Origin of the sequence: Cohnella thermotolerans DSM 17683 (genome assembly GCF_000429825.1) — a bacterium.
Taxonomy (GTDB): domain Bacteria; phylum Bacillota; class Bacilli; order Paenibacillales; family Paenibacillaceae; genus Cohnella; species Cohnella thermotolerans.
Genome location: NZ_AUCP01000001.1, coordinates 371,173 through 386,766, shown reverse-complemented (window position 1 = coordinate 386,766; position 15,594 = coordinate 371,173). Strand labels below are relative to the sequence as shown.

The window sequence follows — 15,594 nt, the reverse complement described above, 5'->3', positions numbered from 1 at the left end:
TGAAATTGTAACGAACTCCAGCGTCGCTATTCCATACATTGGGCGGCATTTTCTCGAATTTGGTCCTCATTAACGTGTTTTCGGTTCGTTAAAACTTCAAAAGAACAATTTAGACGCTCATAAGAACGCTACGGTTCGTTAGGGAGGCAAGCTTAGGGAGGCAAGCTTAGGGAGGCAGGCTTAATAAGATGAGCTTAGGGAGGCAAGCTTAGGAAGGGCAAGCTTGAGAGCGCCAGCGCGGGACGGCAGCACTTTCCCGGCGTGAGGCGTTGAACGCCGTTATAACGACGCATACCGCAATGGTAGATGGAGACGCCTTGCTGCCACATCAATCGACGAGCCGGACGTTTGACACGCGGCGCCCCGATAAGATAGAATGAGCCTACAAACGGATATGCTCTCGATGAAGGAGAAAGTAGCCGGTTGCCCGTCGGCAACCGCAGCGAGCCGGGGAAGGTGCGAGCCCGGCGCGACGAACCGGCGAACATGGCGCTCCGGAGAGATGGCCGCTAGGCGTGAAAGAGCGGGTTTTCGGCGCGCGCCGGACCGAAGCGTCCCCGGGATGCGGAAGGTTCGCGCGAACTTAAGGCCGGAAGCCAAGTAGGGTGGAACCGCGGGACATACGCTCCCGTCCCTACGTCTGCAACGGGCAGACGTGGGACGGGGGTTTTTTGCATTCCGACGATTCCCGCGAACGCCCGAATTCAGCCCGCTTGAGGGAATATAAAAGGAGCGAGTGCCAGACATGAATTTTCAGCAAATGACGCTGACGCTGCAGCAGTTCTGGGCGGAACAGAACTGCATCGTCGTGCAGCCGTACGACGTGGAGAAGGGCGCCGGAACGATGAACCCGATGACGTTCCTGCGCGCGATCGGTCCGGAGCCGTGGAACGTCGCTTACGTGGAGCCTTCCCGCCGGCCGGCGGACGGCCGCTACGGGGAGAACCCGAACCGCCTGTACCAGCATCATCAGTTCCAGGTCATCATGAAGCCGTCCCCGGACAACATCCAGGAGCTGTACCTGGAAAGCCTGAGCCGGCTCGGCATCGATCCGCGCCACCACGACATCCGGTTCGTCGAAGACAACTGGGAATCGCCGACGCTCGGCGCGTGGGGGCTCGGTTGGGAAGTGTGGCTGGACGGCATGGAAGTGACCCAGTTTACCTACTTCCAGCAGGTCGGCGGCATCGACTGCCATCCCGTGGCCGTAGAGATCACCTACGGCATGGAGCGTCTCGCCTCCTACATTCAGGAGAAGGAAAACGTATTCGACCTGGAATGGGTGGACGGCGTCACCTACGGCGACGTCTTCAAGCATCCGGAATACGAGCATTCCAAATATACGTTCGAGGTGTCCGACGTTCCGATGCTGTTCCAGCTGTTCTCGACGTATGAAGCCGAAGCGAAGCGGGCGATGGACGAGAACCTCGTTTTCCCGGCCTACGACTACGTGCTCAAATGCTCGCATACGTTCAACCTGCTGGACGCGCGCGGCGCGATCAGCGTCACGGAGCGCACAGGCTATATCGGACGGGTCCGCAATCTGGCGCGGCAGGTGGCCGCGACTTTCCTGCAGGAGCGCGAACGGCTCGGCTTCCCGCTGCTGAAGAAAGGAGTGGAGATCGATGGCTAAGGACCTGCTGCTCGAGATCGGGCTGGAAGAGGTGCCGGCGCGCTTCGTGCGGGCCGCGATGGACCAGTTGAAGGATAAAACGGAGAAATGGCTCGAAAGCAGCCGTTTGGGGTACAAAGAAGTGAAGGCCTACGCGACGCCCCGCCGTCTCGCCGTCCTCGTGACGGAGCTGTCGGAGAAGCAGGCGGACGTCAGCGAGGAAGTCAAGGGACCGGCCCGCAAAATCGCGCTAGACGAGTCCGGCGCCTGGACGAAGGCTGCGCTCGGCTTCGCGCGCAGCCAGGGCGTGGAGCCGGAAGCGCTGTTCTTCAAGGAGCTCGGCGGCGTGGAGTACGTATACGCCAACAAGTCGAGCGTCGGCGTCGAGACCGCGGCGCTGCTGCCGGAGGCGCTGCCCGCGCTGGCCACATCGCTGACGTTCCCGAAGAACATGCGCTGGGGCTCCTACGAGCTGCGTTACGTCCGGCCGATACGCTGGCTGGTGGCGCTGTTCGGTTCCGAAGTCGTGCCGTTCGAGATCGCCGGCGTTGCGACCGGCAACGTTTCCCGCGGGCACCGATTCCTCGGCAGCGACGCCGTCATCGGCGAGCCTTCGCAATATTTGGCGAAGCTGCGCGAGCAGCACGTCATCGCGGACGTCGAGGAGCGCCAGGCGGCCATCGTCGCCGGCATCGAGCAGCTGGCGAAGGAACGCGGCTGGCACATCGCGGTGAAGGACGATCTGCTGGAGGAAGTGCTGTTCCTCGTCGAGACGCCGACCGTGCTGACCGGTTCGTTCGACCCTTCGTTCCTGAACATCCCGCAGGAAGTGCTCATCACGTCGATGCGCGAGCATCAGCGCTACTTCCCGGTGCTGAACGCGGAAGGCAAGCTGCAGCCGCATTTCGTCACCGTTCGCAACGGCGACGCGCTGTCGCTTGACGTCGTGGCGAAAGGGAACGAGAAGGTGCTGCGGGCGCGTCTGTCGGACGCGAAGTTTTTCTACGAGGAAGACCAGAAGGTCAAAATTCCGGAATTCCTTGCGAAGCTGGAAAACATCGTCTACCACGAGGAATTGGGTACGGTCGCTGACAAAGTTCGACGCGTTCGGGCCATTTCCGACCGGTTGGCCCAGCGGCTCCGCGTGGACGATGCGGTTCGGGCCGAAGTCGACCGCACGGCCGAGCTGTGCAAATTCGACCTGGTCACCCAAATGGTGTACGAATTCCCCGAGCTGCAAGGAATCATGGGCGAAGATTACGCCCGCAAGGCCGGGGAGAAGGACGCCGTAGCCCGGGCGATCAACGAGCACTATTCGCCGCGCAACGCGGGCGACACGCCGCCGGCTTCGCTCGTCGGCGCGATCGTCGGCATCGCCGACAAGCTCGATACGATCGTCGGCTGCTTCTCGATCGGCATCGTGCCGACCGGCTCGCAGGACCCTTACGCGCTGCGCCGCCAGGCGGCGGGCATCGTCTCCACGCTGTTGGCGCACGAGCTGGAGCTGCCGCTGCCGGAGTTGTTCCAGATCGGACTCGATGCGCAAGCCGCAGCCCGTCCGCTGAAGCGCGAAGCGTACGATATTGTGAAGGATCTGAACGAATTCTTCTCTCTCCGGGTCAAGAACGTGCTGACCGAGCAGCAAATTCGCTACGACGTGATCGACGCGGTGCTCAGCGCGGGCTGCGACGACGTCCGCCGCACCTTGCTGCGGGCGCAGGCGCTGCAGGCCGAGACCGCAGACAGCCGCAAGGAAGCGTTCCGGCCGGCCGTCGAGGCGTTCAACCGCGTCTGCAACCTCGCCGCGAAAGCCGACGAATCCCGTCTTGTGGACGTCCGCTTGTTCCAGGACGCCGCCGAAGGGGCGCTGTACGAGGCTTGGCAGAACGCGCACGGCCAATTCGCCAAGGCGCTTGTCGAAGCGCGGATGGCGGATGCGCTCGAAGCGCTGCGTTCGCTGACGAATGCCGTAGGCGCATTTTTCGACGCGGTCATGGTCATGGCCGAAGACGAAGCCGTCCGCCGCAACCGTCTGGCGCTGCTCGCCAGCATTGCGGACGACGTGAAGTCGTTCGCGGATTTCTCCAAGTGGGTCGGTTAATCCGTTAGGGAGGTGAGGCCGATGTCGTCCGAAAACGTAACGGTGTACGTCGTCTCCGACTCCGCCGGCGATACCGGCGAATTGGCCGTGCGGGCGGCGGCGGCGCAGTTCCATCCGCTTCACGTTCATATCCGGAGAGTCGGCTTCATTCAGACGATCGAAGCGATCGACGCCGTGCTGGATATGGCCGCAAGCGACCACGGCATTCTGTTGTACACGCTCGTGATTCCGCGCTTGCGCGAATATATGAACGAGCGGGCGGCGGCGCGCGGAATCGTCACGATCGACTTGCTCGGACCGCTGATCGACAACATGGAGCGGATGTTCGGCCGCCCTTCGCGTCATGAGCCCGGCTTGAACCACGTGCTGGACGCGAGCTACTTCCGCAAGGTGGAGGCGGTCGAATTCGCGGTCCGCTACGACGACGCCCGGGACGTGACCGGCATCATGAAGGCGGACCTCGTGCTGACGGGCGTGTCGCGCACGTCGAAGACGCCCCTGTCCATGGTGCTCGCACACAAAACGTACAAGGTCGCGAACGTTCCGCTCGTGCCGGAGCTCGTTCCTCCGCGGGAGCTGTTCCTCGTCAACCCGCGCAAGGTCATCGGGCTGACGATCCGCACCGACGCCCTGAACGCCATCCGCAAGGAACGGCTCAAGGCGCTCGGCCTGCCGGATTCCGCCTCCTATGCGACGACGGCCCGAATCGAGCAGGAGCTCGAATACGCGAGCCAGATTATGAAGAAGATCGGGTGCTTCGTCATCGACGTGTCGAACAAGGCGGTCGAGGAGACGGCCAGTCTGATCATCGAGTATCTGGAGAAGGAATAACGTCGGCCGCGGCCGATCCGATTTTTCGACAAGCGCTTCAACCTTCAACCAGCCTGCCGTTCGCGGTTCGGCTGGTTGTTGCATGAAGAGGCTCGAAGGGAACTTTTGACAAAAAATCCACAGAATTAAGGCTGAGGTCTTGACATCGTCGGGCGCAAGGTATATCATTTTAAAATTTAATGGGGCGCAGGCAGGATTTTGCGCCCGTTTAGCGTATATAATAATACGGCAAACATTGGACGGGATATGTGGTGATGTCGGATGATCCCGTTGAAAAATCGGGTAGTGGTCGACGGCGACGCTTGTCCGGTCAAGCCGGAAATCGCCCGAACGGTCCGAAGCTGCGGCGCAACGGCGCTGATGGTGTCGTCGCACGCCCATCGGCTCGAAGCCGAGCCCGGCGTCGAAGTCGTTACGGTGGACGCTTCCGATCAGGCGGCCGACCTGTATATCGCGAACGCGATCAAGCCGTCGGACGTGCTCGTCACCGGCGACTACGGATTGGCCGCGCTCGGGCTGGCCCGGGGCGCAGCGGTGCTGACGCCGCGCGGACGCCAGATCGGGGAGTCCGATATCGACGGACTGCTCGCGCAGCGGCACCATTCGGCCCGGATGCGCCGCGGAGGCAAGCGCACCAAGGGTCCGCCGCCTTTCACCGACGAAGACCGCGCCAGATTCCAACAAAAACTGACTTTTCTATTGCGGGGGATGCAGGAGAATCGGCAACCTTAGCGAATTGTATTACGTGCCGTGTCTAATGGTTCCGCTCGGGCGAACGGTCCGGGCGGAACCGTCGGGCGAAAGATTCCGAAGAGATCGGCTTTTGGTGTCTTGGACGAATCGCGTAAGAGAAGGTGGACTCAAAGTATGAACAACGGCATGATTCCACAAGCGACCATCGACGAGATTTTGCGCCGTTTCGACATCGCGGAGACGGTTGGGCGTTACGTCCACCTGACCAAGCAGGGCAAGTATCTGAAGGGACTTTGCCCGTTCCACTCCGAGAAGACGCCTTCGTTTACGGTTACCCCGGAGAAGCAAATTTTTCACTGCTACGGCTGCGGCAAAGGCGGCAACGTCATCAAGTTCGTCATGGAGATGGAGAACGAGACGTTTCCCGAAGCCGTCAAGCGGCTGGCCGAGGAGGCCGGCATTCCCGTCTCTTGGTCGGCGGCCAAGGAAGGGGAGGAACCGTCCCCGCGGCAGAAGGAGAGGGAGAAGCTTCTTGAGGCGAACGGCTTCGCGAAGAAGCTTTACCATTACGTGCTGCGCAATACCGCGGCCGGCAAGCCCGCGATGGATTACTTGCGGTCCCGCGGCTTTACAGACAAGCTGATCGAGGAATTCGGCCTCGGCTACGCGCCTTCCCGCTGGGATACGCTCGCGCAGGCGCTCCAGCGGAACGGCTTCGAACTGCCGGAGATGGAGAAGGGCGGGCTGCTGTCGGCCAAGCACGACGGCGACGGCTACGTCGACCGCTTCCGCGACCGGGTCATGTTCCCGATCCACGGCAACGAAGGGCGCGTCATCGCGTTCGCGGGAAGGCTGATGTCGGACGGGCAGCCGAAGTATCTGAACTCGCCGGAGACGCCGCTGTTCGCCAAGAGCCGGACGCTGTACCGGCTATACGAAGCGCGCAGCGCCATTCGCAAGACGCGTCAGGTCGTCCTGTTCGAAGGCTACGTCGACGTCATCAAGGCCTGGTCCGCGGGCGTCGAGAACGGGGTCGCCACGATGGGGACGGCGTTAACCGCCGAGCATGCGGCCCTGCTGCGAAGGTTCGCGGACGAAGCGATCGTCTGCTACGACGGCGACAACGCCGGACAAGCCGCAGCTTACAAGAGCTTGCCGCTGCTGGAGAACGCGGGCTTCCGGGTTCGGGTCGGCTTGCTGCCGCAAGGGATGGATCCCGACGAATACATCGGAACGCACGGTCCGGAAGCTTTCGTCCGGGAGATCGTGGAAGGCGCCGTATCGGCGGTCAAATTTCAGCTCATCTATTTAAGGAAATCCCATATACTCCTAGAGGAAGATGGGAAGATCCGGTATCTGCGGGACGCGGTCCGGCTCGTCGCCCGCCGGGATTCCCCGACGGAACGGGAATTGATTCTGAAGGAGCTGTCGCAGGAATTCGGCGTATCGGTCGATTCGCTGAAGCAGGAAGTCGCGGACATCCGCAGACAAGAGAAATTGGGAACGTCTGGGGATATTCCGGACGGAACGTGGAATAATGTATGGAATAAATACCGATTTTCAACCAAACACCCTCCTCTCGAGCCGGCGTTCGTGCAAGCGGAACGGCAGCTCATCTCCTGGATGATGCAGGATGCGCAGACGGCGTTCCTCGTCCAGAACCGGCTGGGGGATCGTTTTCATGTCGAGGATCACGCGGCCATCGCCGCTTATTTATATAGCTATTATTCGCAAGGCAACGATCCGGATTTCGGCCGGTTCATCGCATATTTGCAGGACGATCGCCTGGAGCGGGCGGCCAGCGCCATCGCGCTGATCGAAGTCCCCTTCGGCGAACGGGAACTGGAGGATTGCCTGCGCACGATCGAATCCGTGGATGCGGCTTCGACAATCGAGCAGATGTACGAGGAAATGCATCGTGCAGAGAAACAAGGCGATCCTTTGCGCGCCGCGCAAATTTTAACAAAGATTATCGCCCTGGAGAAGCAGCGGAAAGAGGGTTGACCCGCTGCATGTCCGGGGAGGAGGGAGTCGGAAATGGCGAACGATCAACATACCGGTTTGGAGACGGAAATGTCGCTTGAGCAAGTCAAGGCCCAACTGATTGAACAGGGCAAGAAAAAAGGCGCCCTGACCTATAAAGATATCATGGAGAAGCTCTCGCCCTACGATCAGGACGCGGATCAGATCGACGATTTCTTCGAGCAGCTGGCCGATCTCGGCATCGAAGTCGTCAACGATCACGACGAACTTGGACGCGGAAGCGACGAGGAAGGGCACGACGACTTTAACTTCGACGACGATCTGTCGCTGCCGCCGGGCATCAAGATCAACGATCCGGTCCGGATGTACTTGAAGGAGATCGGACGAGTCCCGCTGCTTGGGGCGGACGACGAAGTCGAGCTGGCCAAGAAGATCGAGCTCGGAGGCCAGGAGGCCGAAGAAGCGAAGAAAAGGCTGGCGGAAGCCAACCTTCGTCTGGTCGTCAGCATCGCCAAGCGCTACGTGGGACGAGGCATGCTGTTCCTCGATCTGATTCAAGAGGGCAATATGGGACTGCTCAAGGCGGTCGAGAAATTCGATCACCTCAAGGGCTTCAAATTCAGCACCTACGCCACCTGGTGGATTCGGCAAGCGATTACCCGCGCGATCGCCGACCAAGCCCGCACGATCCGGATTCCGGTTCACATGGTGGAGACGATCAACAAGCTCATTCGCGTCTCCCGGCAATTGCTGCAGGAACTGGGCCGCGAGCCGACGCCGGAAGAGATCGCCGAACAGATGGAGCTCAGCGTGGACAAAGTCCGCGAAATTATGAAAATCGCGCAGGAGCCGGTATCGCTAGAGACGCCGATCGGGGAAGAAGACGACTCGCATCTGGGCGACTTCATCGAGGACCAGGAAGCGCTGGCCCCGGCCGACGCGGCGGCTTACGAGCTGCTCAAGGAACAGCTGGAAGACGTGCTCGATACGCTTACCGAAAGGGAAGAGAACGTTCTGCGTCTGCGCTTCGGCCTGGATGACGGCCGAACCCGCACGCTGGAAGAAGTGGGCAAAGTATTTGGCGTTACGCGCGAGCGGATTCGCCAGATCGAAGCGAAGGCGTTGCGCAAGCTTCGCCACCCGAGCCGCAGCAAACGGCTAAAAGATTTCCTCGAATAAGCCGATACAGGTATTAGCCTGGTTGGGAGACCTTCTGCCGAGACGGTTGAAGGTCTTTTTGTTCCAGAACGGTCGGCGAGAGGAGCGGAATCGGATGCCGTTATCGGAAGATGAGAAGAAGAAGCTGATCGTCAAAGAGATCGAATCATGGCGACGGGGCAAAATGCTGCCCGAGCAATATTGCGACTTTCTGCAAAATTTATATTTGGACGATCCGGCCGATCGCCCGAAAAATATTGTGGGAGCGGCGGTGCAAAAAATCGGGCAAGCCAAGGGCAAACATTGGCTGTTTGCATTTGGAATATTTGCCGTCATTTGCTTGGTTGTACTCCATTTTAGCGCGTTTCCCCTCGCATTGCAAATCGGCCTGATCGGCCTCGTTACGGCGGGATTCGTCGCCGGCGGAGCCTGGTGGCGGGATAAGCTGCCGCTTCGCTCGTTCCTGCTTCTCGGCGCCGGGATGTTGTTCCTGTTTGGAGCGGGCGCCCGGCTGCTGCATCTGCACGGCTGGCTGACCGGTGCGGGGCCCGTCGTGCTGCTCATGGTGTGCGCGCTCGTCTGGATCGGTTGCGGCATCGCGGTGCGGTTCGGTCTGCTCCACTGGTTCGGCTGGCTCGCGATCATCGTGCTGTACGCCTGGATGCTGGCGCGGCAGGTGCCGCATCCTTCGTGGATCGAAGTGCAGCTGTTCTGGCTGCCCGCTTCGCTGCTGTTCGGGTGGTTGAGCTGGTTCGTGCACGTCAAGTTCCGTTCGGCGGGGACGGTGCTGTTCGCGAACGCGCTCGTGCTCTGGTTTATGCCGGAGCTCTATTCCGCGGTGTATCGAATCAGTCCGGAATGGATTCAAATCGAATTGCTGATCAAGACGGCGCTGCTCGGATTCGGAATGTACCGGTTCAGAAAACAATGGATGGAATGGGTTGTGGAAGGATGACGGAAGCGAAACAAAGCGGAGCGGGCGTGAAGCTGTCCGATCGGCTCGCGGCGTTGGCGGAGTGGGTGCCGGCAGGCGCCCGCTTCGCGGATATCGGGACGGATCACGCGCTGCTTCCGGTTTTTTTGGCGGCGACGGGCAAAGTTGCGTCCGCGGTGGCCGGGGACGTGCATCGCGGGCCGGTCGAGACGGCGCGCCGCCAAGTGTCGGCGGCGGGGCTCGCGGACGTCGTGTCGGTGCGGCAAGGAGACGGCCTGACGGTGCTGGAGCCGGACGAAGCGGATACGGTGTGCATCGCCGGCATGGGCGGCAGCCTGATCGTGCGCCTGCTCGATGCGGCAGGGAGCCGGCTGGATGGCGTCGGCACGCTCATTTTGTCGCCTCACGTGGCGGAGGATCAGGTGCGCCGCTGGCTCGTCCAGCACGCGTACGTGCTGGAGGGCGAGCGGCTGGTGGAAGAGGACGGCGAGACGTACACGCTGCTCAAGGCCGTCCGGAAGGATGAAGCGGAGGCGGCAAAGCGCAATGCCGAGCTTTACGACGAGCGATTGCTGGGCCCCGGCTGTCCGGAAATTCCGCAAGCGCTAATCTACGACATGGGCCCGCTCTTGCTGCGCGGCTCGGACGAAGCGTTCCGACGGAAGTGGGAAGCGGAGCTGGCCAAGCGGGAGGCCATCGTCGGCCGGCTTCGGTTGTCCGCGGCCGAAGAGGCCGCCGCCAAGGCGCGGGACTGGGAAGAGACGAACAGAAAAATTAAGGAGGTGCTCGCATGCTGGCCCGGGGAGAGACGATCGTTCAATTGATGGAGAAGCTGGCGCCGAAGCATTACGCGGTGCCGGACGACCGGATCGGCCTGCAGATCGGATCGCTGCGCAAGGAGGTCAAGCGGGTGCTGGTGGCGCTGGACGTCACCCAGGCGGTCGCGGACGAAGCGGCGGAGCTGGGCGCCGAGCTCATTATCGCGCACCATGCGCCGCTATATCGGCCCTTGAAGCATCTGCAGACGGATACGCCGGAGGGGTCGCTCATGGCTTCGCTGCTGCGCCGCGACATCGCAGTGTACGTGGCGCATACGAACCTGGACACCGCCGAGGGCGGCATGAACGATTGGATGGCCGAGGCGCTCGGACTGGAAGGCCGCGACGTGCTGGAGGAGGTTCATACCGACAAGCTGTTCAAGCTTGCGGTGTTCGTCCCTATCGATCACCAGGATATCGTTCGCGACGCGATATTTCGCGCGGGCGCCGGCTGGATCGGCCAATACAGCCATTGCAGCTTTAACGTCGAAGGAACGGGGACGTTTTTGCCGCGCGAAGGAACCCATCCTTTTATCGGGCAGCAAGGGAAGCTGGAGCGGGCGCGGGAGGTGCGGATCGAGACCGTCGTGCCGCACAGCGTGCACAAAGCGGTTATCCAGGCGATGCTGAAGGCGCATCCTTACGAAGAGGTCGCTTACGATCTGTATCCGATGGATTTGAAGGGCCGCTCGTTCGGGCTCGGCCGCGTTGGGAGTTTGCCGCAGCCGGAAACCCTGGACGCGTTCGCCGAGCGCGTCAAGAAGGCGTTCGACGTGCCGTTCGTCCGCATCGTCGGGGACGGCTCGCGCTCCGTGCGCAAAGTGGCCGTGCTCGGCGGCTCCGGGGGGAAATATATCCGGCACGCCAAGTTCGCGGGAGCGGATGTGCTCGTGACCGGCGACATCGATTATCACACCGCTCACGACGCCGACGCGATGGGTCTCGCGATCGTGGACCCCGGGCACAACGCGGAGAAAATCATGAAGCCGAAAACGGCCGAATGGCTGCAGGAGAGGCTGCGGGAGAAAGGATACGCGACCGAGGCGATCGCGTCCAAAGTCAATACGGAGCCGTTCAAGCTGCGTTAATTCTGGCAGTTTTTTTGGCCAACGTCACAGTCAAGTTCCAGTCCCGCTAATCATTGCCGTTGTGTCGGAAGCCGATTCGCGTTATACTAGACGTTGCACATCGGAAAGTTTGACAGACAATCGCTGGCGGCTTCGTGCCGCGAGAGGAAAGTCCGGGCTCCACAGGGCAGGATGCTGGATAACGTCCAGTCGGCGCGAGCCGAAGGATAGTGCCACAGAAATGGACCGCCGATGGCCTATGAAAACTCCACAAAGTGACGTGTCGCTTTCGAAGCGGATTCCGATTACTTTGCGGGGGCCCCACTGGGAGATGGGCACAGGCAAGGATGGAACCGTGGTGTAAGAGACCACGAGGAACACGGGCGACCCTGTTCCTGGTAAACCCCATCTGGAGCAAGACCGAGAGGAACGCAGCGGCTTTCGAGGCCGCGGCCCTTGCCCGGGGCGCGTTCGGGTTGGTCGCTTGAGCTTGTCGGCAACGGCAAGCCTAGATAGATGATTGTCGCTTCCATCCGTGGGAGGACCGCCCGGTCCGCGATACCACCGGAAGTACAGAACCCGGCTTACGGCAAACTTTCCGGCATGTTCATTAAACCCCCAAGGCGTTGGCCTTGGGGGTTTAAATTTAGAGAATGACGGATTCGTATGTGAGGCGAAGCCTTGAAAAAACAGGCATTTCGTTGCTAACGAATCCAATGAACGTTATTCGGTCAAAACCACGGGTTTTGAAATTGTAACGAACTCTAGCATCGCTATACCCATCAATCGGAGGCATTCACTCGATTTTTCGACCCATTAGCGTGTCTGAAGTTCGTTAGTCTCGTAAAACACCATTTGCACGGTCGATAAGAACAACACGGTTCGTTAGCTAGGCGATGGGGATAGCTCAATCCCAGTTTGTGAACGCGACCGGAAGCCGGCGAGCGTCCGGCGGTGCGTGCAAGATCGATTTTCGATCTTAGAGCGGCCCGTGGCGCACGAGCGGAGCCTGTAAGATTGATTTTCGCTCTTAGAGCGGTCATTCGCGCCTCAGGCACATATCCCTTTACGCCTCGACTTCCTCCGCTTCCTCCGGCGTCCGCCGGATCAGCAGCAGAATGGCGGTAATGAGCGCGAAAGCGATCAGCGCCAGAAAAGGAATGGTAATGAATCCGAACCAGTCCAGATAGTCCTTGTTGCAAGGAACGCCTGTGCGGCAGGGCGCAATGCCGGCCATTCCGGGCACTTTCTGCTCCATATAGTGATAGAGCGAGAATAAGCCGCCGATGACGCTGAGCGGCAAGGCGTAGCCGACGATGCCGCGGTCGTCCCGCAGCGCCGCTCTGCCGAGCAGAAGCACCAAGGGGTACATAAAAATTCTTTGAAACCAGCACAAATTGCAAGGGATGTAATGCATCACTTCGCTCAGAAAAAGACTGCCCCCGGTAGCGACCAGCGAGACGAGCCAGGCCGAATAGAGGCCGTAATTCCGTAACCATGCAGCCACGCCGCTTTTCCTCCGTTACTAGAGTCTATTTGGCCTTGGCAAGCGCCTTGTCGATCTCGGCCTTGAGATGGTCTGCCTGCAGGGCCTGATTGTCAGTCAGCCTCGTTCCGTTCAGAAGAACGGTCGGCGTGCCGGGGAACCGCTTGCGCTCCGCCAGATTGTTCTGCTTGTCCACTTCGTCGGCATACGTCTTGTTCTCGATATCCGACCGCAGCTTGTCGTAATCGACCTGGATGCCGTTGTTCCGCGCCAATTCGACCAGGCGGTCGGTCGTAGCCCACCCGCTGTTTTCGTCCTGCTGGTTTTTGTACAGCACGTCGTAATATTTCCAGAATTCGTCTTTGTTCTGATGGTAGACCGATTGGGCGGCCAGCGCCGCGGTGTAGGAGTCCGGACCGATGATCGTATAGTTCAGGAACGAGATCGAGACGAGCCCTTTGTCAATGTAGTTCTTCTTGATCTCGGGCAGTACACTCAAGCTGAAAAGCCGGCACGTCGGGCATTGGAAATCGCCGAATTCGGCAAGCTTGACTTTGGCATCGGCGGAGCCCAGCGTCGGCACCTGATCGTAATCGATGGCGATGGGCGCTTCCTTCGGCTTGAGCGCGAACGCAACGACGATCAAGGCGACGACTACGACGGCGGTCGCCCAAATGAGAATGCGGTTGCGCTTTTGTTTTTGCTGCTGCTGTTTTTGTCTAAGCTGCTTATTTTGCGCTTTGCGCTGCGCTTTCTGCAATGGTCTTCTTCCTTTCTTCCCTTCGGAACCGATGAGAGCGTAATTGCCCAGTTTTTATTGTACATGCAAAACCTTAAAAATACATGAGACGGGCCCATTTTTTCACAAAAAAACCGAAAAGGAGCTTGCGTTCCTTTCCGGTTCTTGCGCGAGCTAATTGCGAATCGCGGGGCCGAAGTCCAAGCCCAGGGATCGACCAATCGATCCGCCTCAGCCGCCGCCGAACAGCCATGAGATCTCGCGGCGGATATAGTCGGCGAGCGTTTCGCCCGTCTCCAGCGTCGGCGGGGTTGCTTCCTTCTGCGACGACTCCGCCGTCCTTCTGCCGCTCGCCGCTTCGACGGCCGCGTTCACGTCGATTTGGCCGTAGCCGAAGTCGTTATCCTTACCTCTCGCGCCTAAATCTTTGGCCGTCCGCCGCAGCAGCTCCATGACGTCGGCGTTGCCGAGATTCGGATTCGCCGACCGCACGAGGGAGGCGAGCGCGGCTACGTGCGGGCTTGCCATCGAAGTGCCGGACAACGCCGCATACCGGCTGCCCGGGTACGTGCTCGCGATGGACGTTCCGGGAGCGGCGACGTCGATATAATCGCCGTAATTGGAATATTCGGCCTTGGACTCGTCCGAATTGGTGGCCGCCACGGCGAACACTTCCGGGTAAGCCGCCGGATAGCCCGGACGGTCGGTGTTATCGTTGCCGCTGGCCGCAACCAGGACGACCCCGTGATCGTAAGCATATTTGATCGCGTCGTGCAGAAACTGCGCTTCGGCATAGTTGCCCAGGCTCATATTGATGACGTCGGCGCCGTGGTCGGTCGCCCAAATGATGCCTTCCGCCACCGAATACGTCGTGCCCGCCCCCGAGCTGTCCAGCGCCTTGACCGGCATAATTTTCGTATACCACGTCATCCCGGCAATGCCTTCGTTGTTGTTCACTTCGGCGGCGATAATGCCGGCGACATGGGTGCCGTGGCCGACATCGTCGTCGGGGGGCTTCGACGGGTCGATAATGTTCGTTCCTTGAACGAGCCGGCCTTTAAGATCGGGGTGGTCGGACTGAACGCCGGTGTCGACGATCGCGACGATGACGTCGTCTCTGCCCCGCGTCACGTTCCAGCCGCGCTCGGTCGCGATCTCCGGCAAGTTCCATTGGTATTTGCCGTACAGCGTGTCGTTCGGAACGATAACCTGGGCATTGCCACCATCGGCTTTCGCTTTATAACTTCCCGCTGTCGTGTCGTTGGTCAAATACAGGTAGTGAGGTTCGACGTAGACAGGATTCCATTTGGCGAAATAAGCCTTCAGCTCATCCATCTTGTATTTGCCGGAGCGGAACAAATACGTCGGACCGCGATGGCGGACGACCGTGAGACCGAGTTCCTTGCGCAGCGCCAGCAGCTGCTTCGGCGTCAGCGTCGAGCGGAACTTGACGACGACTTCGTCCACCGCATAATGGCTCACGTTGCCGTTGTCTTCGCCGGTTCGGACCGTCGTGTCCTTGTTCGTGTTCGGCACGACCGATTCGATCCGGTACCGGCCTTCTGCCGGATAAGGGACGAGGCGCATATTTCTTCGCTGATGGCGCTCGACCTCCTGCACGACGTCGGTGCAGACGAGCGCCGTCACGCCGTCTCCGCGCTTGCGGTCGGGCAACGCGAGTACGAAATGGCTTTTGCCGCCGTACTTGAACGTCGGCGATTCGTAGGAGCGCCCCTCCTTCAGGGCGAGCCGGGCTTGCTCCAGATGGCTGGCGGCGGCTTGCCGCAAGCCGGCCGGAACCTGCCCGGCGCGAATCGTCTTGCCGGCCGACGTCCAGGAGACGCTCAGCATATGGGGATGCTCCCGAACGACCTGGCGCAAATGCGCCGACCGGTCGCCCGTTCGAACGGCGGCATGCTCCCGGATGAACCGTGACACGTCGCGGGCGCAGTCGATTCGGCACAGCCTTTCCGTCGCTTCCATATCTTGACGCACAGTTGCGCGCTTGGCGGATTTCTCCTCCATCGCCGGCTTCCGGGCGGGGGACACCGCGTGGGGACTCGGCGCGGGAGAGGGCGATTTCGCGACTCTCGGAGGAGCGACCAGCGGAAAGACAAAAACGGCGACGGCTATCGTAAACAACAATCCGATCAACGCATTGCGGCGCATCCG

At 60.5% G+C, this 15,594-nt stretch carries 12 protein-coding genes and 1 other RNA gene; 10 read left to right on the top strand and 3 right to left on the bottom strand.

Annotation, left to right across the window (positions count from 1 at the left end):
- Positions 1-745 precede the first annotated feature (745 nt).
- The 10 genes from glyQ to rnpB all read left to right on the top strand — a co-directional run bounded on the left by glyQ (position 746) and on the right by rnpB (position 11,799).
- Positions 746-1,633: a glycine--tRNA ligase subunit alpha gene (gene glyQ, locus G485_RS0101875; protein WP_027091123.1), complete on the top strand. Its 888-nt coding sequence runs from the start codon at positions 746-748 to the stop codon at positions 1,631-1,633.
- The gene (gene glyS / locus G485_RS0101870) at positions 1,626-3,713 is read left to right on the top strand and encodes a glycine--tRNA ligase subunit beta (protein WP_027091122.1); all 2,088 of its coding nucleotides are present in this window, start codon (positions 1,626-1,628) and stop codon (positions 3,711-3,713) included. Before glyQ ends, glyS begins: the two co-directional genes overlap by 8 nt.
- Positions 3,714-3,734: 21 nt before the next feature.
- On the top strand, positions 3,735-4,544 hold the full coding sequence (locus tag G485_RS0101865; RefSeq protein ID WP_027091121.1) for a pyruvate, water dikinase regulatory protein: 810 nt from the start codon (positions 3,735-3,737) through the stop codon (positions 4,542-4,544).
- Between the two features lie 261 nt (positions 4,545-4,805).
- Positions 4,806-5,276, top strand: a complete 471-nt coding sequence (locus G485_RS0101860; RefSeq protein WP_027091120.1) for a YaiI/YqxD family protein — start codon at positions 4,806-4,808, stop codon at positions 5,274-5,276.
- Between the two features lie 135 nt (positions 5,277-5,411).
- Entirely contained in the window at positions 5,412-7,241 is a 1,830-nt protein-coding gene (gene dnaG, locus G485_RS0101855; RefSeq protein ID WP_027091119.1) for a DNA primase, read from the top strand.
- Between the two features lie 33 nt (positions 7,242-7,274).
- On the top strand, positions 7,275-8,399 hold the full coding sequence (rpoD, locus tag G485_RS0101850) for an RNA polymerase sigma factor RpoD (RefSeq protein WP_027091118.1): 1,125 nt from the start codon (positions 7,275-7,277) through the stop codon (positions 8,397-8,399).
- A 94-nt stretch (positions 8,400-8,493) separates the two neighbouring features.
- On the top strand, positions 8,494-9,333 hold the full coding sequence (locus G485_RS0101845; RefSeq protein WP_027091117.1) for a hypothetical protein: 840 nt from the start codon (positions 8,494-8,496) through the stop codon (positions 9,331-9,333).
- Positions 9,330-10,136, top strand: coding sequence for a tRNA (adenine(22)-N(1))-methyltransferase (locus tag G485_RS0101840; protein WP_035154346.1), 807 nt, complete (start codon positions 9,330-9,332; stop codon positions 10,134-10,136). Before G485_RS0101845 ends, G485_RS0101840 begins: the two co-directional genes overlap by 4 nt.
- Complete coding sequence (locus tag G485_RS0101835) at positions 10,103-11,218, top strand: Nif3-like dinuclear metal center hexameric protein (RefSeq protein WP_027091115.1); 1,116 nt, start codon at positions 10,103-10,105, stop codon at positions 11,216-11,218. Before G485_RS0101840 ends, G485_RS0101835 begins: the two co-directional genes overlap by 34 nt.
- 104 nt (positions 11,219-11,322) lie before the next feature.
- Positions 11,323-11,799, top strand: an RNA gene (gene rnpB, locus G485_RS28190) — RNase P RNA component class A.
- A gap of 464 nt (positions 11,800-12,263) precedes the next feature.
- Here rnpB and G485_RS0101830 read toward each other — a convergent pair.
- The 3 genes from G485_RS0101830 to G485_RS24765 form a co-directional block, all read right to left on the bottom strand.
- On the bottom strand, positions 12,264-12,704 hold the full coding sequence (locus tag G485_RS0101830) for a disulfide oxidoreductase (RefSeq protein WP_027091114.1): 441 nt from the start codon (positions 12,702-12,704) through the stop codon (positions 12,264-12,266).
- Between the two features lie 25 nt (positions 12,705-12,729).
- Complete coding sequence (locus G485_RS0101825) at positions 12,730-13,443, bottom strand: DsbA family protein (RefSeq protein ID WP_035154344.1); 714 nt, start codon at positions 13,441-13,443, stop codon at positions 12,730-12,732.
- A 210-nt stretch (positions 13,444-13,653) separates the two neighbouring features.
- Positions 13,654-15,591, bottom strand: a complete 1,938-nt coding sequence (locus tag G485_RS24765; RefSeq protein WP_035154341.1) for a S8 family peptidase — start codon at positions 15,589-15,591, stop codon at positions 13,654-13,656.
- Positions 15,592-15,594: the final 3 nt, after the last annotated feature.

Coding starts and splice junctions, on each gene's coding strand:
- glyQ (WP_027091123.1), top strand. CDS start 746: ATGAATTTTCAGCAAATGACGCTGACGCTGCAGCAGTTCTGGGCGGAA.
- glyS (WP_027091122.1), top strand. CDS start 1,626: ATGGCTAAGGACCTGCTGCTCGAGATCGGGCTGGAAGAGGTGCCGGCG.
- G485_RS0101865 (WP_027091121.1), top strand. CDS start 3,735: ATGTCGTCCGAAAACGTAACGGTGTACGTCGTCTCCGACTCCGCCGGC.
- G485_RS0101860 (WP_027091120.1), top strand. CDS start 4,806: ATGATCCCGTTGAAAAATCGGGTAGTGGTCGACGGCGACGCTTGTCCG.
- dnaG (WP_027091119.1), top strand. CDS start 5,412: ATGAACAACGGCATGATTCCACAAGCGACCATCGACGAGATTTTGCGC.
- rpoD (WP_027091118.1), top strand. CDS start 7,275: ATGGCGAACGATCAACATACCGGTTTGGAGACGGAAATGTCGCTTGAG.
- G485_RS0101845 (WP_027091117.1), top strand. CDS start 8,494: ATGCCGTTATCGGAAGATGAGAAGAAGAAGCTGATCGTCAAAGAGATC.
- G485_RS0101840 (WP_035154346.1), top strand. CDS start 9,330: ATGACGGAAGCGAAACAAAGCGGAGCGGGCGTGAAGCTGTCCGATCGG.
- G485_RS0101835 (WP_027091115.1), top strand. CDS start 10,103: ATGCTGGCCCGGGGAGAGACGATCGTTCAATTGATGGAGAAGCTGGCG.
- G485_RS24765 (WP_035154341.1), bottom strand. CDS start 15,591: ATGCGCCGCAATGCGTTGATCGGATTGTTGTTTACGATAGCCGTCGCC.